Annotated in this window: 17 protein-coding genes; 9 read left to right on the forward strand and 8 right to left on the reverse strand. The window is 66.4% G+C overall.

Annotation, left to right across the window (positions count from 1 at the left end; genetic code table 11):
* Positions 1 to 21: 21 nt before the first annotated feature.
* Genes N2K98_RS09070 through N2K98_RS09080 form a run of 3 tightly spaced genes read right to left on the reverse strand, consistent with a single transcriptional unit; the run spans position 22 to position 1,563 of the window.
* Positions 22 to 900 (reverse strand): SURF1 family cytochrome oxidase biogenesis protein, encoded by an 879-nt coding sequence (locus tag N2K98_RS09070; RefSeq protein WP_255865593.1) that lies wholly within the window; start codon positions 898 to 900, stop codon positions 22 to 24.
* On the reverse strand, positions 901 to 1,155 hold the full coding sequence (locus N2K98_RS09075; RefSeq protein ID WP_255797717.1) for a hypothetical protein: 255 nt from the start codon (positions 1,153 to 1,155) through the stop codon (positions 901 to 903).
* 9 nt (positions 1,156 to 1,164) lie between these two features.
* Positions 1,165 to 1,563: a DUF3099 domain-containing protein gene (locus tag N2K98_RS09080; RefSeq protein WP_255797716.1), complete on the reverse strand. Its 399-nt coding sequence runs from the start codon at positions 1,561 to 1,563 to the stop codon at positions 1,165 to 1,167.
* A 137-nt stretch (positions 1,564 to 1,700) separates the two neighbouring features.
* Between N2K98_RS09080 and N2K98_RS09085 the strand changes: the two genes are divergently transcribed.
* A complete protein-coding gene (locus N2K98_RS09085) occupies positions 1,701 to 2,429 on the forward strand; it encodes a beta-ketoacyl-ACP reductase (protein WP_255865595.1) in 729 nt (242 codons plus the stop codon).
* A 122-nt stretch (positions 2,430 to 2,551) separates the two neighbouring features.
* The gene (locus N2K98_RS09090) at positions 2,552 to 3,316 is read left to right on the forward strand and encodes an SDR family oxidoreductase (protein WP_255865596.1); all 765 of its coding nucleotides are present in this window, start codon (positions 2,552 to 2,554) and stop codon (positions 3,314 to 3,316) included.
* Here N2K98_RS09090 and serB read toward each other — a convergent pair.
* Entirely contained in the window at positions 3,313 to 4,218 is a 906-nt protein-coding gene (gene serB / locus N2K98_RS09095) for a phosphoserine phosphatase SerB (protein WP_255865598.1), read from the reverse strand. The two genes, N2K98_RS09090 and serB, sit on opposite strands and share 4 nt — an antisense overlap.
* 126 nt (positions 4,219 to 4,344) lie before the next feature.
* Between serB and N2K98_RS09100 the strand changes: the two genes are divergently transcribed.
* From N2K98_RS09100 to N2K98_RS09125, 6 genes are all read left to right on the forward strand, one after another.
* Positions 4,345 to 5,133, forward strand: a complete 789-nt coding sequence (locus N2K98_RS09100; RefSeq protein ID WP_255865599.1) for an ABC transporter ATP-binding protein — start codon at positions 4,345 to 4,347, stop codon at positions 5,131 to 5,133.
* Between the two features lie 13 nt (positions 5,134 to 5,146).
* On the forward strand, positions 5,147 to 5,950 hold the full coding sequence (locus tag N2K98_RS09105) for a TrmH family RNA methyltransferase (protein ID WP_255865600.1): 804 nt from the start codon (positions 5,147 to 5,149) through the stop codon (positions 5,948 to 5,950).
* A 94-nt stretch (positions 5,951 to 6,044) separates the two neighbouring features.
* Positions 6,045 to 6,953: a hypothetical protein gene (locus N2K98_RS09110; protein ID WP_255865601.1), complete on the forward strand. Its 909-nt coding sequence runs from the start codon at positions 6,045 to 6,047 to the stop codon at positions 6,951 to 6,953.
* A 131-nt stretch (positions 6,954 to 7,084) separates the two neighbouring features.
* On the forward strand, positions 7,085 to 7,342 hold the full coding sequence (locus tag N2K98_RS09115) for a type B 50S ribosomal protein L31 (protein WP_146361982.1): 258 nt from the start codon (positions 7,085 to 7,087) through the stop codon (positions 7,340 to 7,342).
* Between the two features lie 119 nt (positions 7,343 to 7,461).
* On the forward strand, positions 7,462 to 8,538 hold the full coding sequence (locus N2K98_RS09120; RefSeq protein WP_255865602.1) for a lipoate--protein ligase family protein: 1,077 nt from the start codon (positions 7,462 to 7,464) through the stop codon (positions 8,536 to 8,538).
* A 60-nt stretch (positions 8,539 to 8,598) separates the two neighbouring features.
* Positions 8,599 to 8,937, forward strand: coding sequence for a cupin domain-containing protein (locus N2K98_RS09125; protein ID WP_255865603.1), 339 nt, complete (start codon positions 8,599 to 8,601; stop codon positions 8,935 to 8,937).
* A 25-nt stretch (positions 8,938 to 8,962) separates the two neighbouring features.
* On the opposite strand, the gene pepN is transcribed toward N2K98_RS09125, so the two are convergent.
* The 3 genes from pepN to N2K98_RS09140 form a co-directional block, all read right to left on the reverse strand.
* Entirely contained in the window at positions 8,963 to 11,572 is a 2,610-nt protein-coding gene (pepN, locus tag N2K98_RS09130; protein WP_255865604.1) for an aminopeptidase N, read from the reverse strand.
* An 8-nt stretch (positions 11,573 to 11,580) separates the two neighbouring features.
* Positions 11,581 to 13,182, reverse strand: coding sequence for a glycosyltransferase family protein (locus N2K98_RS09135; RefSeq protein WP_255865605.1), 1,602 nt, complete (start codon positions 13,180 to 13,182; stop codon positions 11,581 to 11,583).
* 174 nt (positions 13,183 to 13,356) lie between these two features.
* The gene (locus N2K98_RS09140; protein ID WP_370646408.1) at positions 13,357 to 14,397 is read right to left on the reverse strand and encodes a YeiH family protein; all 1,041 of its coding nucleotides are present in this window, start codon (positions 14,395 to 14,397) and stop codon (positions 13,357 to 13,359) included.
* A 201-nt stretch (positions 14,398 to 14,598) separates the two neighbouring features.
* Between N2K98_RS09140 and N2K98_RS09145 the strand changes: the two genes are divergently transcribed.
* Positions 14,599 to 17,361, forward strand: a complete 2,763-nt coding sequence (locus N2K98_RS09145) for a cation-translocating P-type ATPase (RefSeq protein WP_255865606.1) — start codon at positions 14,599 to 14,601, stop codon at positions 17,359 to 17,361.
* On the opposite strand, the gene N2K98_RS09150 is transcribed toward N2K98_RS09145, so the two are convergent.
* The gene (locus N2K98_RS09150) at positions 17,340 to 18,776 is read right to left on the reverse strand and encodes an SDR family oxidoreductase (protein ID WP_255797706.1); all 1,437 of its coding nucleotides are present in this window, start codon (positions 18,774 to 18,776) and stop codon (positions 17,340 to 17,342) included. The genes N2K98_RS09145 and N2K98_RS09150 overlap by 22 nt on opposite strands.
* Positions 18,777 to 18,841: the final 65 nt, after the last annotated feature.

An 18,841-nucleotide genomic window follows, 5' to 3' on the forward strand; every position in this document is an offset into this window, starting at 1 on the left:
GTGTGCGGGGAACGGTCGGGGCTAGAACCCCTGGGCGTCCAGGATCGCGTCCTCTTCCTCTTCGCCGGTGGGCCCGCGCTTCCTGCGGCGCGGCGGACGACGCCGGGACGGAGCCGGGTGGGCGGCGATAATTTCGTCGTCGTCCTCTTCGTCTTCGTCATCGATGCCCTCGTAATAGCGGTTCAGGGCTTCCTGCCGTGCCGCGTAACCCAGCCCGATGAACATCATCAGCGCGAACCCGTACCACTGCAGCCCATACGAGAGGTGCAGGCCGTCGTCCACTTCCGGCCGCGGCGCGCTTTCGGGTACGACGGCGGGCCCCGGGTCCTCGCTGGCCATGAGCCCGTAGGAGCCCTGATGCAGCGGATAGTCCAGCTGCTCGGCAAAGGCGCCCAGGTCGATCGAGGGCAGCTGGCCTTCAGGGGCGCTGCGGGTCAGGGTGGGTTCGGCGGCCTTGATCCGGGCCACCACGCTCACCCGTCCCTCGGGGGCGGCAGGGATGCTGTCCGGCCTGCCGGCCTCGTCGTCGCCGATCGGCAACCAACCGCGGTTGACCGCCACGCTGGTGCCGTCATCAAGCTTCAGCGGCACCAGGACCTCGTAGCCGGGCCGGCCCTTCAGCGGGCGGTTGCGGATGATGCGCTGCTCGGAGGAGTCGTACGTTCCCTCAAGCTTCACGGGCAGCCATTCGACTGCTTCGTCGTAGGTGTCGAAGTAGTCCTTGGCCTCGTCATAGGGGACCGGCGCGGCGTCGTAATTGGATTCAATCCGGTCGGTGTCGGCCAGGGAGGCTGTGCGGCGATCCATCTGCCACTGACCCAGTCCCACACAGGCAGCAGCAAGGACGCAGACGAGGACAAACCAGCCGAGCCAGCGGGCCGAAAAGAGGAAACGGTACATCTACGCCGTACCACCTTCAGTGCTGCCATTCAGCGGGAGAGTTTCCTTCCAGAGGCCGCGCGTACGCAGGTAATCCTCCAGCCAGTCCCGGTGCTCATCGCAGGCAAGCCAGGTCTTGCGGCGTTCCGGGGTATGGATGCGGGGGTTGTTCCACAGCAGCTGCCAGCCGGCGTTGAGCCGGCAGGCCTTTCGGGAACACACCGGGGTGCCGGCGCCTGTGTCCGGGTTGCCGGAGAGGGAATCGAGGAGGTTCATGCGGGGGGATCAGGCCTTGTCTTCGTCGTCGTGGATTTCGTAGTCATTGTCTACGATTTCGCCCGGCAACACAGTGGTTTCGGGACTTTCTCCGGGTTCTTCCGCCGCCCGCGGAGCGTCCAGCGTTGTGGCCGGCGGACTGTCAATCATCGCATCCGAGGCGGTCATAAGGCGGGAATCCGACCCTCCGTTAGCAATGATGACTGCGAAGTAGGGGAGCACCACCGCTCCGGCAATCACCACCCACAGCAACCAGCCGTGCACGAAGAACATCAGGAACAGGCAGACCACACGGATGCCCATGGACACGCTGTACTTGATCATGCGCGCGCGCATTTCGTCCGTGTGCGGGCTGGGTGCGTCGGTGATTCTGGGGACGCTCTCCCCGCGGTTCGTGTCCCTAGCCATCAGTAGCCATCGGTAGTCTTCCTCACCCTCCAAACAGGTTCGTTCATTCTCTCACTAGCAGCAGCGTTGCAGAAGTTGAATCCGGCGCACGTAGGATCGAGACAACCCCCAATCGCTGGCTGAAAGAAGGAACATCCGTGCAGAACACCCAAGAGAACGAGTCCGGCCGCAGCGTCCTGGTGACCGGAGGAAACCGCGGAATCGGGCTGGCAATCGCCAAGTCGTTCCTCGCCGCAGGTGACCGCGTAGCCATCACGTACCGCAGCGGCGAGGTCCCCGACGGAATGTTGGGCGTCAAGGCGGATGTGACGGATATGGCATCGGTTGATGCAGCGTTTACCGAGGTGGAGGCTGCGCACGGGCCGGTTGAAGTCCTCGTGGCCAATGCCGGAATTACCCGGGACATGCTGCTGCTGCGGATGAGTGAAGACGATTTCTCCGATGTGATTGACACCAACCTCACGGGCGCCTTCCGGGTGGTCAAGCGTGCGTCCAAGGGCATGCTCCGGATGAAGAAGGGCCGGGTGGTCCTGATCTCCTCGGTGGTCGGGCTCTACGGTTCACCCGGGCAGATCAACTACGCCGCCTCCAAGTCCGGACTGATCGGCATTGCCCGTTCCCTCACCCGCGAACTGGGTTCACGCAACATCACGGCCAACGTCGTGGCGCCGGGCTTCATCAACACCGACATGACCCGTGCCCTGCCCGAGGACACGCAGAAGAACTACCTGTCCTCCATCCCCGCCGGCCGGTTCGCCGAGCCGGAGGAAGTTGCCAACGTGGTTCGCTGGATTGCGGGCGACGAGGCAGGCTACATTTCCGGTGCGGTCATCCCGGTCGACGGCGGCCTGGGCATGGGGCACTAGCCCGGCCCAACGCGACGCTCCGGAATCATTGGAGGTTTCCTCAACTGCCAGCCGGGTTCCCGGCTGGCAGGATGGGTTCAAAGAGCTGAACGCTTAGATACTTTCTACAACAAGGAGTTCACATGGGTCTGCTGGAGGGCAAAGCAGCGATAGTCACCGGATCATCGCGCGGAATCGGAGCCGAAGTGGCCCGGTTCCTGGCAGCCGAGGGTGCCGGCGTCGTCGTCAACTACCGCCAAAAGGCACCGCGTGCCAACAAGGTGGTGGCTGCCATTGAGGAAGCCGGCGGACGCGCAGTCGCCGTTGGCGCAGACCTCACCGCCGCCGAGGGGACAGCTGCCCTGGTGGCCGCTGCGCAGGAAAACTTCGGTGGGCTCGACATCCTGGTGCTCAATGCCTCCGGGGGCATGGAAACCGGCGTGGAAGAGAACTACGCGCTGAAGCTGAACCGCGACGCGCAGGTCAACATGCTCACTGCTGCCCTCGAAGTGATGCCTGCCGGTTCGCGGGTGGTCTTCGTCACCAGCCACCAGGCGCACTTCATCAAGTCGGTACCGACCATGCCGGAATACGAAGCCGTCGCACTCAGCAAGCGTGCCGGCGAGGACGCGCTGCGCAGCATGCTCCCGCAGCTGGAAGAGAAGGGCATCACCCTGGTGGTGGTCTCGGGTGACATGATCGAAGGCACCGTGACGGCCACCCTGCTGGACCGGGCCAACCCGGGCGCCATCGAAGCCCGCCGCGAAGAAGCCGGAAGGCTTTACTCCGTGCAGGAGTTCGGCGCCGAAGTAGCCCGCATGGCCACGGCCGATGTTCCGTCCGGACACACCGAATACGTGGGCGGTGCGGACTACCTGACCGCGGGAGCGGCAGGCGGGCCCGCCTAAAGCTTCACGAAGTGCTGAACCACGTCCAGTTGGGGCAGGTTCACCACGGCATCCGCGGCGGCCTGCACTGCCGGTTTGGCGTTAAACGCCACTCCCAGTGCGGCCGCCGCGAGCATGTCCAGGTCATTGGCGCCGTCGCCCACCGCAATAGTGGAGCCGGGTGCCACCTCCAGGGCCCGTGCCCACTCGGCCAGTGAACGCGCCTTGACCGCACGGTCCACGACTTCCCCGGACACCGCGCCAGTCAGCACCCCGTCTTTTATTTCCAGGAGGTTCGCCCGGCGGAAGCTGAGCCGCAGGCGATCGGCCAGCGGGTCAAGCACCTGGGTGAAACCGCCCGACACCACGGCAACTCCGTGTCCGGCCGCAAGGAACTCCTTCACCAGCAGTTCCGCGCCGTCGGAAAGTTCAATCCTGGCCCCCACTTCGTCGATGACGGACGCCGGCAGCCCGGCCAGCGTTTTCACTCGGGCATGCAGGCTCGCGGCAAAATCCAGTTCCCCGCGCATGGCGGCCTCGGTCACCGCTGCGACCTCCGCTTCCCGTCCTGCATGCGCCGCCAGCAGTTCAATGACTTCCTGTTTGATCAGGGTCGAGTCCACGTCCAGCACCAGCAGCTTCCGGGCATCCTCAAGCAGCGACGGCGGCACCACGGCGCTCTGCTCACCGCCCGGCCGTGCCGGTACGGCTGCCGCAGCTGCGGCGACGGCGCGCCGCAGCCGGGGGAGGCCGCCGTCGTACCCCACATAAAGCTTGGACACGGTGAAACCGTTCCCCGCAGCGTTCTCCAGTTCCAGGATCCGCGCCCCCAACCCGGAGACGGCGCCCTGCACCGCCCCCAGATAGGCGTCGGACAGATCCCGCCCGTAGCTGACGACACTGTATTCGGGGGAGTTCGGCATGGTTTCCGTTCTGCTCGGTCCAACGGGGAAGTACGTGTTCGGTACGGGGATCCCCGGCTGCGTCTGCGTGGCGGCCGGGCGCATCGTTTCGCCAATGCCCCTTTCTTTAGCCTAATGTCTAGTGCTATGAGTGATGTTCTTGAATTTGCCGGCGTAAGCGTTGTCCGCGGCGGCAAAAACCTGTTGGACGGCGTTAACTGGCAGGTCAAGGAGGGGGAACGTTGGGTCATCATGGGCCCCAACGGTGCCGGAAAGACCACGCTGCTGCAGATTGCCAGCGGCCGGATGCACCCTACCCGAGGCGTAGCGGGAATCCTCGAGGAAGTCCTCGGCGCGGTGGACGTCTTTGAACTCCGCCCCCGTATCGGTCTGGCCTCCGCGGCACTTGCCGGGCAGATCCCCGAGGACGAAACAGTCCTCAACGTGGTGCTCACGGCGTCCTACGGAATGACCGGGCGCTGGCGTGAAAAGTACGAAAAGCTCGACGAACGGCGCGCCTTCCGCCTCCTGCACGAGTGGGGCATGTCCACCTTCATGAACCGCCGCTTCTCCTCGCTCAGCGAAGGGGAGCGCAAGCGCGTCCAGATCGCCCGCGCCCTGATGACGGATCCGGAACTGCTGCTGCTGGACGAGCCGGCCGCCGGCCTGGACCTCGCAGGCCGAGAGGACCTCCTGTTCCGGCTCGGCGAACTGGCCCGGGACGAGGAAGCACCCGCCATGGTGCTGGTCACCCACCACCTGGAAGAAGTCCCCACCGGTTTCACCCACGCCCTGCTGCTCCGCGAAGGCGGCGTGGTGGCGTCCGGTCCCATCGAAGAGGTGTTCACCGAAGAACACCTATGCACCGCCTTTGACCTGCCGCTGGACCTGCGCCGCGACGGCGGCCGGTATTCGGCCACTGCCCGGCGCGGCTAGGAGCAGTTTCCGGGTGAACCTCCAGTATTTAGAGTCCGCCGACGATCCCCGCGTCTACGACTACACCTCCCTCACGGACACCTCCCTCCGGAAGCGGCGGGAACCGGAGGAGGGCATGTACATTGCCGAATCCTCCAAGGTCCTGCGCCGCGCGGTCGACGCCGGACACCGCCCGCGGTCCTTTTTCCTGGCCGAGAAATGGCTTCCGGACCTGGCGGACATCCTGGCCCGGTTCCCGGACGTGCCTGCCTACGTAGGTACGCCCGAGGTCCTGGAGCAGATCACCGGGTTCCACCTGCACCGGGGTGCCCTGGCGGCCATGGAACGCCCTGCGCCCCTGGACCTGCCCGGCCTGCTGGGTACGGCCCGCAGGATCGCGGTGCTGGAAGACATTGTCGACCACACCAACATCGGTGCGATCTTCCGTTCCGCCGCTGCCCTGCAGGTGGACGCCGTGCTGGTGACACCCCGCTGTGCGGACCCGCTGTACCGCCGGGCCATCCGCGTAAGCATGGGAGCAGTCTTCCAGGTTCCGTGGGTGCGGCTGACGGACTGGCCGGGACAACTCGAACAGCTCCGTGAAGCCGGCTTTGTGACTGCTGCCCTGGCACTGCGCGAGGATTCCCTGACCCTGGATGAACTGAGCGCCCGCCGCGACGAGCGCCTTGCACTGGTCCTCGGCACGGAAGGCGACGGCCTGGCCGAGGCCACCCTCACCGGCGTCGACCTGGCCGTACGCATCCCGATGAGCGGGGGCGTCGATTCGCTGAATGTAGCCGCCGCCAGTGCCGTGGCATTCTGGGAGTGCCGGCCCTGATGCCGCCGGGCAGTCCGCTGCCCTTACCCTGCAGTCCCTCAGGTGCCAGACTGTGCGCAGTCATCCACCCTTCGAGGAGACCAGCGGAGCTGCTATGGAATCCCGTGCAAGCACCCGGCCAGGCAAGGTCCTGGCGCTGTGCGCCGGATTACTGCTGACCGTTTCGGCCTGCGGCCCCACCGCCGGTCAACTGCAGGAACGGGAAACATCGGCTTCAGCGGCGCCGTCCGGCACCGTTGCCGCAGAGCCGTCCCGCACCGCCTATCCCACCCGGCCGCCGTCGCCCGTTCCCGAAATCACCGCTCCGCCGACGCAGGTGGGTGTCACCGGCAGCCAGGTTGGTATGCCGCAGTCGGTCCAGGATGCCTGCCAGTGGCTCCTTCGCCGGGATCCGGAGCCTGCGTCCGGGGCCGAAGCGGGGGCCTGCGTCTCCGCCGCCATGGCCGCGGGCGGAGGCGGCGTGCAGACCCTTCGGACAGACACCAGCTGGCTCCCGGCCGGCACGTACAGCGTCCGGTTCGCCACCGGCCCCGACTTCGCCATGACCCTGCAGGACACGGATGCGGACCTCTCACTCACCATCCGCGAGGGGCAGCGGGTGCTGCGCAAGGAGAACCAGGACATTTCCGCGGACCGGGAAGGAACGGCTGAAGAGGCCTACGCGGCGATCCTTGCCGATGCCGCCGAGTTGACCGTCCGGCCGGAGAGAGTGGCCGCGCTGCTTGCACCGGCGGAAGAGGTCGCCGTCCGGTACGGGGTAGTGCTCGACGGGAAGCCCTGCACGCAGATCAGCGGGAGCTTCGACACGGGGGAGGCGCAGCAGCCCGGAAACGGCACCGGACCTCCGGCAGGGTCATCCGCGGTGCTTCCGGCCGGTTCCTTTTCACTGTGCCTGGATGATTTTTACCGCCCCGTACAGATTGAAATCACCGGCCTTAACCAGGGCATCACCTCGAAGATCACCGCCGTCAACGCCCAGTGGGGCACCCGCCCGCTCTCTTGAGACGAGAGCCGAAGGGTTTCCTGCGGGTCCGGGAAATGCGCTAGTATGGGTTGCTGGCCGAATGTACGGCCGATAAAGCTTTCAACCACACTGTGCCTGGCAAAATCCAGGCACCAAAAGAAGGTAAAACTGTGAAGTCTGATATCCACCCCAAGTATGCTCCGGTTGTCTTCCGTGACCTCGCGTCCGACACCGCTTTCCTGACGGCCTCCACCGCCACCTCCTCCAAGACGATCGAGTGGGAAGACGGAAACACGTACCCGCTCATCGAGGTGGAAATCTCCTCCGCATCGCACCCGTTCTACACGGGCAAGCAGCGCATCATGGACTCCGCCGGCCGCGTGGAGCGCTTCAACGCCCGCTTCAAGGGCTTCGGCGCGAAGAAGTAACCAGCACGGAAATACAGCAGTACTTAGAGAAAGGTCCGCCGGCATCAGCCCGGCGGGCCTTTCCCTGTAACGGGGGACCGTCCGGTCCCGGCAGAGCGGTTCGGAGCTAAGGAGTCTTGATGGCAAGCACGGATAACACTGGACGCCGGCACGGGGAATACAAAGTTCCCGGCGGCAAACTCGTTGTAGCGGACCTGGAAGTCCGTGACGGCAAGCTGGCCGATGTTTCCCTTGGCGGCGATTTCTTCCTGGAACCCGATGAAGCACTCGGGGATATCAATGCCGCCCTTGAGGGCCTGTCTGCCGAGACGTCGTTCGGCGATATTGCCGCAGCCGTCCGCTCCCGGTTGTCCCCGGATACGGTCCTCTTCGGTTTCTCGCCCGAAGCCGTCGCCACCACCGTACGCCGCGCCCTCGGCAAGGCCACCGGCTGGGGGGACCACCAGTGGGAGATCATCCCGCCCACCCCGCTGTCCACGCATATGCACGTAGCCATGGACGAGGTCCTGGCGGAGGAAGTGGGCACGGGTAAGCGCAATCCCACCCTTCGGTTCTGGGAATGGGAGTCGCCCTCCGTGGTGATCGGCAGCTTCCAGTCCCTGAAGAACGAGGTGGATCCGGAGGGAGCGGAACGGCACGGTGTCACCGTAGTCCGGCGCATCACCGGCGGCGGTGCCATGTTCATGGAGCACGGCAACGCCATCACCTACTCCCTTTACGTTCCCCAGTCCCTGGTGGATGGGCTCAGCTTCGCGGATTCCTACCCCTTCTTGGACGCCTGGGTGATGGAATCCCTGAAGAAGCTCGGAATCTCCGCCTGGTACGTGCCGCTGAACGACATGGCCACGGACCAGGGCAAGATCGGCGGTGCCGCACAGAAACGTTTCAGCAGCGGCGGGATGCTGCACCACGTCACCATGTCCTACAACATCGACGCGGACAAGATGGTGGAGGTGCTGCGCATCGGCAAGGAAAAACTCTCCGACAAGGGCACTACGAGTGCCAAGAAGCGGGTGGATCCGCTTAAGCGGCAGACCGGGCTTTCCCGCGAAGACATCATTGCAACCATGATGGACACCTTCGCCACGCGTTACGGCGCAGTCGAGGCGTCGATCTCCGACGAGGAGCTGGCCCTCGCGGAGCAGAAGGTCGCTGAAAAGTTCGACACCCCGGAGTGGCTGAGCCGCGTCCCCTAACCCGCCGGCCTGCGGACCGTCCGCTACCCCGGCGGCGGTCCGTAGGCCTAGACTGCGGAGATGGAGAAAAAGTCGCTGACCGCCCTCGTCCGCCAACACATGGAATCCTCACGGCAGGCGGCCAGCGGACGCAGCGCCTCCACTGTCTACGGCGGACACGAGCACGTGCTGCGGCAGACCGTGATTGCCCTCCGGGCCGGGTTTGTTATGGACGAGCATGAGAATCCGGGCGAGGCCACGGTCTATGTCCTCAAGGGCCGGGTTGCCCTGGCCGCGGAGGGCAACACCTGGGACGGCGCCGCGGGAGACCTGCTGATTGTTCCGCAGGCGCGGCACTCCGTCGCGGCCCTGGAAGACTCGGCCATCCTCCTCACCGTCGCCAAGCCGCAGCTGGCCTGACGCCGGGCCTGCTGCCTCCCCGGACCTACAGTCCGGCCGCCTGGACGCGCAGGGACCGAAGCAGCTGGTCCTGCTGCTCGATGATGATCCGCCGCAGCGCGCCCGGCGCGCCGGGATGAAGCTCCAGCCATTCGACCGATTTCTGCACTACCGGATGGTCGGCCGGTGCCATGCCCGGCGCTGCATCCTGGTGCCCGGGGTAGAGCCCGCCGACCACGCGGGAGGCCAGCTCGATGCTGCGTGCGGACCAGACCTCGGTGAGGGAGGCGAAATAGTCCTCCACGTATCCGTCCAGCAACTCGTGGCTGCCCAGGCCGAACCCGGTGATTGTGGCCGAGAGCAGCTCGTTGGAGAGGCGATCGGAGTGGACTGCCGCCTGCCAGGCCGCAGCCTTCACCTCCGGATCCGGGAAGGCAGCCGCTGCGGTCGTGTGGCCCACCCGTCCCGACGCCGTGGTGTCCCGTTCCAGTTCGGCGTCCAGTTCCGCGCGGGTGGCGGAATCGGTGGCCGCGAGTGCAACCCACAGGCGCCAGCGAAGATCGGAATCCACTGCCAGGCCCTCGACGCCGGCACTGCCGTCCAGCAGTCCGCGCAGCAGCCGGTTGTAGGTGCTGCTGCGCCGCCCGGCCCCTGCGGCGGCCCGGGCCCAGATGATCTGCCGGTCGCTGCCCGGTGCCGCCGTCTTCAACTGCTCGGCAATGTGCGCGTAGAACTCCTCGCGCAGTTCGTCCCGCCGCGACGTCGGTGCGTAATACTCGATGGCACTGAGGGCATTGTCCAGCAGTACCTGCAGTACGCCGGCACCGCTTTCCTGCGGCGCCACCCGCTGGACCAGCCGTACGTAGTCCTTGGCACTGAGGACCCCGTCCCGGACGCTGTTCCACAGCGCTGAAAGCGTGATGGCCCGGGCCAGGGGATCGGTGAGCCGGTGCAGGGACTCCAGCAGCGTGCCCAGTGACGCGTCGTCGAAACGGATCTTGGCGTAGGTAAGGTCCTCGTCATTGAGCAGCAGAAGGGCAGGACGCTGCCTGCCGAGCAGTTCAGGTACCTCCGTCCGTGCACCGGCGACGTCCAGTTCCACGCTGTCAATGCGGACCAGGGCTCCGGCGGCGTCGAAATCGTACAGTCCGACGCGGAGCCGGTGCGGCCGGGGGACCTGTTCGCCGCTGACCGGATCCGGAGCATTCTGCCGGATAACCACGGAAGTGTAGGCACCGGCGTCGTCGGTTTCGGTCTCCGGGGCCAGGACCGGAACGCCGGCGGTCTGGAGCCAGCGGCTGGACCACAGCGCCATGTCCCTGCCGGACGCCGTTTCCAGGGCACTGAGGAGGTCCGCGAGCGTGGTGTTGCCGAAGGCATGGGCCCGGAAGTACCCCCGGGCAGCCTCGATAAAGGCATCGAACCCGACGTAGGCCACCAGCTGCTTGAGCACCGAGGCGCCCTTGGCATACGTGATGCCGTCGAAGTTCTGCTTCGCGGCCTCCAGATCGGGGATGTCCGCCACGATGGGGTGCGTGGTGGGCAGCTGGTCCTGGACGTAGGCCCAGGCCTTGCGCCGGTTCGCGAAGCTCACCCAGGAGTTGGTGAAGTCGGTGGCACGGTCCACGGCCAGGGCGCCCATGTAGTCCGCGAAGGACTCCTTGAGCCACAGGTCGTCCCACCACTTCATGGTCACCAGGTCGCCGAACCACATGTGCGCCATCTCGTGCAGGATGGTGTTGGCGCGCGCCTCGTACTGCGCCTCCGTGGCCCTGGAGCGGAACACGTATGCCTCGGTGAAGGTCACCAGGCCGGGATTCTCCATGGCGCCGAGGTTGTACTCGGGGACAAAGGCGGAATCGTATTTCCCGAAGGGATACGGGAAGGCAAAGAGGCGGTGGAAGTAGTCCAGGCCCCGTTTAGTGACCGCGAAGATGTTCTCCGCGTCGAAGTACTCGGCCAGGGAGGAACGGCAGTACGCCGCCAGCGGAACGCGAAGGTCGGTGCCGTCGTCGAGCCGGGTGCACCACTCGTCGTCGGCGCGGTGGTACGGGCCGGCGAGGACCGTGGTGATGTAGGTGGAGATGCGCTGGGTAGCAGCGAACTCCCAACGGCTCAGGGCGCCGTCACCCAGCGGTGTCCGCTGCGTTTCGACGCCGTTGGAAGCCACCTCCCAGCCACTCGGCGCCGTCACCGTGAAACTGAAGGACGCCTTCAGGTCCGGCTGCTCAAAATCGGCAAATACGCGCCGCGCGTCGGCGGGCTCGTACTGCGTGTAGAGGTAGATCTGCCCGTCCGCCGGGTCGCGGAAGCGGTGCAGGCCCTCGCCGCTCCGGCTGTAGAGGGCCGTGCCGTCGACGGTGACGGTGTTTTGCCGCTGCAGGCCGGGCAGGCGGATCCGGGAGGAGTCCACAACGTCTGCCAGGTCCAGCTCGGCCCCGTTCAGGACAACCGAGGACACCCCGCCGTGGATGAAGTCCAGGAACGTCTCGGCACCGGGCTCTGAACAGCCGAAGGTTATGGTGCTTCGGGACCGGAAGCCTGCGGCGTCCTGGTTCTGGGCATTGCCCAGGTCCAGATGGACATCGTAGGAGGTCACGGACAGCAGGCGGGACCGCAGAGCGGCTTCGTCACGGCTCAGGTTCTGGTTAGGCACCTGTTCATTCAATCACTTCTGCGGGCGCCGGCGGTGCCGTCCGATGCGATGGTCGCCGTAACCGGCCCCCTACGCGGCTCGGAACCGCTGCCGGGCAATCGTTCCATCACCGCGGAGAAGGACAATGAGGCCAGCACTATGAAATACGGTGCGTAGAGATAGAGGAACCGGGCACGCGCCTCGAAGAGCAAAAGGAACAGGAGCAATCCGAACAGTGCAATCCGCATTGCCGACAGCTCCGGGCGCAGGAGGCGCGGCGTCCGCAGGAACAACGGCACGGACACGAGGGCAAGGGTCGCGAACCAGGTTCCCTGCCAGATGGAGAGCATCCATTGAAAGTTCGGACGGGTATTGCCGAACAGGTCCTGGATGCCTTGGTCCGCGGGGCGGGATGAAAGGAAATTCTCCCCGGTCATCCGTCCCTCGCCGAAGGAAAAGAAGGATCCGTCTCCCGTAATCCATGCCAGCTTATGGTGGAGGAAGGCAACGTAACCGCCCGGCCCCATGGCGGACACCCGGTTCTGGTAGGCCTGCACGCCCTGGCGGAATTTCTCCTCTTCACCGGTGATGGCAACCGTACTCTGGTAATCATCCTCGTTGTAGGCCCCGTAGTAGGGCCCGTGAGGTCCCTCCGTGGAGCGCGCGCCGACCTTCAGGAAATGGCCCATGTTCATCGCGTGGGGATTGTCTTGGACATCGAACGCAATCACCGGGCTCCGTTGTTCAAAGCCCGCAATCAGCCGGTTACCGATGAAGAAGCTCCCGCCGACAATAACCACGGCGAGCAGCAGGACCAGGGTGTCCTTCCGCCCGGCGAGCAGGCATACCGCCGTGATGCCGGCAGCCACCAGGCAGATCAGCACGGTGGGTTTGATCCCGTAGCCCACCGCGGCCACCGCACCCGCAAGGATCCACAGCGGCACACGGACGGTAAGGCTGGCCGAGCGCCGGGACACCAACAGCAGGCAGAGGATCAGGACGGTGAACAGAACACCGACCGTGTCCGAGTAGAGCACTCCCGCCCACGGCGATAGAACCAGGAAGACCGTCGTCGGCACCAGCGAAACGGCGGCGGCGATCCGGCCGCCCAACATGCGTACCGCGCAATACGTCAGCACCGTCCCGGCGAAGAGCACCGACCCGTTAAGGAATGCCGTAATCATTCCCAGGTCCTGAAAACCGAGCGAGAGCGCCAGCTCGTAGTACGCCGCTATCAGCAGCATCAGGAGCAGGTTGTTCGGGTTGGTCTCGAAATAGGGAGGCACGGAGTCAATCGTTTTGCCTGCCAGCCCGGCGGCGGCATCGGCGACGGCATACGCATCCCAGTCCGGGGGAAGCCGGACGGCGTAGGCCACCCGCATCTGGATCCACAGCAGCAGCGCCCACACCGCTGCCCACGGCAGGTACGTCCAGGGGCGGTGCCGCGCAGCTGCCGCCGCGGTTCTCCGCAGCAGCCAATACAGCCCGGTCATCAGCCCCGGTACCACTGCCGCGGCCAGCAGTGCCCACCCAGTGCGGTACTGCGAAGCACCGTAGTGCGGGAACACCACGTTGGTCAGCAGGGCCCACAGGATCAACCCGCACAGCACCAGACCGGCGGCAGCCGGCAAGTTCGCGAGCTGCGGGCGGATTCGCAACGGCGCGGCATGACGCCGTTGGGCGCCATCTACCGTGTGTTGCGCAACTCCTTCTCCGGACATGGCTCACAGGTCCTTGGTGGGTGGGTGGGCACGGGAGTTGGGTGGGCAGGGGCTGGTTGCTACCCTGACGGCACCCTGGTCCCACTATCCGGCCAGCAGCAACGCCGCGGCTAGGCCCAGGCCGGATATCAGGGCCCACGACGTCAACGCCGCTGCCGCCGCACGGACACCGGAGGCGAAGAGCGCCCTCACCCGGACACCGGCCCCCAGCGCAAACAACGCCGCGGCGAAGAGCAGCTCCTGCAGGACGGCGGCGGTTTCCAGCGCCGCCCCGGGCAGCACGCCCCAGGTACGGACCAGGATCAGCGCGAGGAAGCCCAGGACAAACAAAGGGACCAGCGGAGGGCGTTTGCCTTGCAGCGGAAGCTGCGCGCGCCGGGCCCGCAGCCCGGCGGCTGCGGTCATCGGTGCCAGCAGCACTACGCGCGCAAGCTTCACGACGACGGCGGCCGCCAACGCCGCTGTACCGGCGGTCTGCGCGGTGGCGACCACCTGCCCGACGTCGTGCACCGACGCCCCGGCCCAGGAACCAAAGACTTCCGCCGGCAGGCCCAGCATCCTGCCGGCCAGCGGCAGCACCGCAATGGCCAGCGTGCCGCAAAGCGTCACCAGGGCGACCGGCACCACCGTTTCTTCGGTGCGGGTCCTGCGGACTGCGGCCATCGCCCCGATGGCGGAAACACCGCAGATGGAGAAGCCGGCGGCGATCAGCACCGGTTCATCCCCTGGAAGGCGGAACAACCGGCAGATGCCGTACGTGCCCGCAAAGGCCGCCAGCACCAGCGCCACGATCAGGAGCAGCGCTGTCCACCCCAGTCCGGCGATGTCGACCAGCGAAACCTTCAGCCCCAGCAGGACAATTCCAAGGCGCAGGAACTTCCGCGCAGCCAGGGCCAGTCCCGGTTTCCAGGCACCGGCGGCCATGGCCGCACTACCGGGTACATTCGCCGCCAGCAGGCCCAGCACCACCGCAGCCGTCAGGACAGGTACCGCGGGCAGGAGCAGATGTACGAGGAAGGACGCGACGACGGCGGCAGCCGCGGTCAGCAGTCCGGGGACAGTGCCGCGCAGGCGGTCCCATCGGGAGGACGGTGCGGGGGAGGAGGCTGCGGGGGATTCTGGCACGTCTACACCCTGCCGCAGTCGCGTCAGTTATCCAAAGCGCATCCAACGCGCTCCGGCTTTCGGTGTCTCCTGCGCGGGCTGGCCCGCAGTAGGCATACTGCTGCCGCGGCCTGCGTTGCTACCATTGGGGCACCATCCTCAAGGAACCGGGAAGCACCCATGAGTTCGCAAGGCAACAGTGGAAGCGTCCCAGGCGTTTCCATGCAGCAGCAGGTCCTGGAGTCCCCGTGGCTATTCCCCGCGGAAGAGGTGGCCTCGGTACTGGACACGAACCCGGATGCCGGGCTCGACGCCGGCGAAGTCCGGAACCGGCTGGACCGTTACGGGCCGAACCAGCTCGCCGAGGGTAAAAAAGTACCGGTGTGGCGGAAGATCCTTGCGCTGCTCTCGGACCGGCTGACCATCGTCCTGATCATCGCCGCGGTTGTCAGTGCCGTTGTCTCCCAGGAGTGGGAAACCCCGGTGGTGATCCTGCTGGTCATCATCCTCAATACCGCCCTGAACTACGTGCAGGAGCAACGGGCCGAGAACAGCCTGGAGGCCCTGCGCAACGCGTCGGTGGACAATTGCCGGGCGCTCCGGTCCGGCAACCCGGTGACCGTGGAGCGCACGGACCTGGTGCCCGGCGACGTCGTGCTGCTGGAGGCCGGGGACAGCGTGCCGGCGGACGGACGGCTGCTGGAGGCGGTGCGCCTGCAGGTGGCCGAGGCGGCACTCACCGGCGAGTCCAAGCCCACCAACAAGGTAGCCGCCCCGCTTTCAGATCCTCAGCTTCCGGTGGCCGACCGGGTCAACCTGCTGTTCATGGACACCGATGTGACCCGCGGCCGCGGCGTGCTGCTGGTGACGGGGACCGGCATGGACACCCAGATCGGCACCATTGCGCATCTGCTGGGGAGCACCCGCGAGGAAAAAACCACCCTGCAGCGCAGCATCGACCAGCTTGCGCGGGTCCTGACCTACATCGCCTTCGCCGTCGTCGCCCTCGTGTTCGTGCTGGGGCTGCTGCGCGGGGACAGCTGGGAAGACCTGTTCCTGACCGCCGTCTCGCTGGCCGTGGCCACCATTCCCGAGGGGCTGACCGCCGTCGTTGCCTTCACGCTCGCCATGGGTGCCTCCCGGCTCGCCGCGCGCGGGGCCATCATCAAGCAGCTCGCAGCCGTGGAGACCCTCGGCAGCACGTCACAGATCTGCACGGACAAGACCGGCACGCTCACCCTCAATGAAATGACGGTGCGGCGGTTGTACTCGCCCGCGGGCCGCAGGTTCCGGGTGACCGGGAACGGCTACTCCACGGACGGAAAGATCCTCAGCCCCGACGGGGAGGCCGCCCCCCTGCCCCCGGAGGCATACATGGCCATGGCGCTGTGCAACGACGCATCGGTCGAGGACGGCAGGCTGACCGGCGACCCGACCGAGGGCTCCCTCGTGGTCCTGGCGGAAAAGGGCGGGATCGACGTCGCCGGCGCCCGGGCCACCCACCGGCGCGTCGCGGAAGTTCCGTTCGACTCCGGCTACAAGTTCATGGCCACGTTCAACCGCGACGACGACGCCGGGGCCCCCGTGCACTGCAACGTCAAGGGGGCGCCCGGCGTCGTCCTGGACCGGACCGCGTTCCTGCAGACCCCGGACGGCCTGGTCCCGCTGGACCCCGAAGAACGGGCACGCATTTCCCGCGACGTGGAGTCCCTGGCCAACGCCGGCCTGCGGACCATGGCCGTGGCGGGGCGGGTGCTCGATGCACCCCTGCCGGCCAGCCCGGATGCACTGTTTGCCGAGGCAGCGAGCCTGGTGCTGTACGCCGTCGTCGGGATCCTGGATCCACCGCGGCAGGAGGCCGCCGAAGCCATTTCCCGGGCGCGGGCCGCCGGAATCGACGTGCACATGATCACCGGGGACCATCTGATCACGGCCTCGGCGATTGCCAGGGACCTCGGGATCGAGGGCAGGGCCGCAGCCGGCACCGCACTCGATGCCATGGATGACACTGAGCTGCGCAGGCAGGCGCCGCAGCTGGGGGTCCTGGCCCGGGTTTCCCCGGAACACAAGATCCGGATTGTGGAGGCGCTTCAGGCGGACGGCTACATCGTGGCCATGACCGGCGACGGCGTGAATGACGCTCCGGCGCTGAAACGCGCCGACATCGGGATTGCCATGGGCATCACCGGCACCGACGTGTCCAAGGGTGCGGCCAAGATGATCCTCACCGACGACAACTTCGCCACTATTGTGGCGGCTGTCGAAGAGGGCCGCGGCATCTACGACAACATCCTGAAATTCGTCCGGTTCCAGCTGACCACTGCCTGGGGCTTCGTGCTGATCTTCCTTGCAGCGGCAACCTTCGGCTTCGCCGGAGGGGCGCCCTTCACCGCACTGCAGATCCTCTGGGTGAACATCATCATGGACGGCCCGCCGGCCCTGGCGCTTGGGGTGGACCGGACCGATCCGGAGGTGATGAAACGGCCGCCGCGGCCGGCCACCGAGCCCCTGCTGACGGGCAGGCGGATTGCCGTGCTGACAATGCTCGGCATCGTGATGGCGGTGGGTACCTGTACGGTCCTGGTCAATGCGCCGCGGTGGTTCCCCGAAAGCGCCGGCAGCACCAACTTCGCCACCACCATGGCGTTTACCACCTTCGTGTTCTACCAGGTGTTCAACCTGTTGAACGTCCGCTCCGAAACCGGCAGCATCTTCACCCTGCGGACCTTCACCAACCGCGCCATCTGGGTTTCCCTCGTGGCCGTGGTGGTGCTGCAGATCCTGGTGGTTCAGCTGAGCTTCTTCGCGGGGATCTTTGACACGGTGCCGCTGACCTCGGCGCAGTGGTTCCTCTGCTTCGCCGTCGGCGCCACCGTCCTGGTGGTCTCCGAGATCGGCAAGGCAGTGCAGCGGCTGTCCGCCCGCCGTCGTCGGCCGGAGCTCACGACGGCGGGACGGAAGTCCTACCAGGGGGAGGGCTTGTAGTCCTTGAGGAAGACGCCGTACTGGTCCTCGCCGTTTTCACCCATGACAATCGGGTCATAGACGCGGGCAGCGCCGTCGACCAGGTCCAGCGGGGCGTGGAAGCCTTCCTCCGCCAGGCGCACCTTGGTGGGGTGCGGACGCTCGTCGGTGATCCAGCCGGTGTCCACGGCCGTCATGAGGATCCCGTCCGTTTCCAGCATTTCCTCGGCACTGGTGCGGGTAAGCATGTTCAGCGCCGCCTTGGCCATGTTGGTGTGCGGATGCCCGGGTCCCTTGTAGCGGCGGGAGAACTGACCTTCCATGGCCGAGACGTTCACGATGTACTTGCGCCGCGCCGAGGACGCCGCCATGGCGGGGCGGAGCCGGTTGACCAGCAGGAACGGCGCCGTGACGTTGCACAGCTGCACCTCGAGCATCTCCAGCGGGTCCACCTGGTCCACCACCTGCGTCCAGCTGTTAATGGGCGCCGTGTCCGGCACCAGCCCGCCGGCGTCGATCGCCGTTCCGGCCTCCATCCGCGCCAGTGAGGAAGAGCCGGCGGTGAGCGCCAGGGCTGTGACGGCGTCGGCCGCCAGGACCGGGTGCGCGGCGACTGATCCGGCCAGCGCCGTGGGGTGCGCGTCGTAGGTGTGGCCGAAGGTCACCAGCTCGGGCATGGGACCGTCCGGCAGCGGCGCCAGTTCGGCGTCGGTCAGCGGCCGGTAGGCGTTGGAGGAACGCCGGACGGTCTGGGCGGCGTTGTTGATCAGGATGTCCAGGGGGCCTGCCTCCGCCACGGATTCGGCCAGCGAGATGACCTGGGCCGGGTCGCGCAGGTCGATGCCGACAATGCGCAGCCGGTGCAGCCAGTCCGCCGAGTCTTCCATCGCGGCGAAACGGCGTGCCGCGTCTTTCGGGAAGCGGGTGGTGATGGTGGTGTGCGCGCCGTCGCGCAGCAGCCGCAGGGCGATGTACATGCCGATCTTTGCACGGCCGCCGGTCAGCAGTGCCCGCTTGCCGGTCAGGTCGGTGCGGGCGTCCCGCTTGGTGTGGCTGAAGCCGGCGCATTCGGGGCAGAGCTGGTGGTAGAAAGCATCCACCACGGTGTAGGGCTGCTTGCAGATGTAGCAGTTGCGCGGCTTGAGCAGCGTGCCGGCGGACGGTCCGTGCGCTGCGGTGGTGAGCTGCGCCCCGCGGGTTTCATCATCAATCCGGTCAGCGGCGCCGGTGGCGGTGAGGGCGACGACGGCGCGGTCCGCCTCTGCGATAGCGGAGCGCTTTTCGGTCTTCCGGTGCTTCTTCACGGACTTGAACATCTTGGCGGTGGCCCGCCGGACCGCGACGTAATCGGGGTTTTCTTCATCCAGGACATGGATGGAAGCCAGGACCTTGAGGGCTGTCTGGATTTCTTCCGGGCTTAGTTCAGGGGTGCTCATTGGGGCCTTTACGCTCATCGGCACCGGAGGATCCACAGTGCAGGCGCACCATGTGCGCCTTCCGA

Source organism: Arthrobacter jinronghuae (genome assembly GCF_025244825.1).
In the GTDB taxonomy this organism is placed as follows: domain Bacteria; phylum Actinomycetota; class Actinomycetes; order Actinomycetales; family Micrococcaceae; genus Arthrobacter_B; species Arthrobacter_B jinronghuae.